Here is a 501-nt window from a genome sequence, read left to right on the forward strand (position 1 = left end):
ATAAAATAACTTCTTTAGAATTCAGTCTATTATATACAGATGTTTTCGATAACCACGTTAATGTCTCTGTAAACTCTTTATGTTTCCTATCGAGAAATTTAAATAACTCTTCAATTGCTTTTTTTATTGTACACAATTGATGTTCAATAAAATAAGTTAAATCATTATCATCCGTCTCAGTAAATAAATAGGCCTTTGCATATTTAGCAGGAGCTGATTTTAAAAGTTTACTAATAGAAATATACTCAAATTCATTATAATTATTTTTCATTACAAACCAATAGAACAATGCTCTTGCAGTCCTACCATTCCCATCAAAAAAAGGATGTTCATAACCCACCATAAAATGCAAGATAATTGCTTTAATTATAGGATGAATAAATTCTTTTTCAATATGTTCATAATTAGCAAAGTCACATAGCTTTTGTAATCTTTCTCTCAACTCATGATGTGAGGGAGGTAAATGTAGAACTTCATTGTAATAATTACTAACATAAACAT

The 501-nt window shown here is 27.3% G+C and carries 1 protein-coding gene; it reads right to left on the reverse strand.

Features of this window, described 5'->3' with window-relative positions:
* Nucleotides 1–501, reverse strand: a 501-nt coding sequence (locus ACTHUT_RS21735; protein WP_440419889.1) for a Fic family protein, incomplete at both ends; no start/stop codon positions are given.

The sequence above is a fragment of the Neisseria sp. P0022.S010 genome, assembly GCF_051956635.1.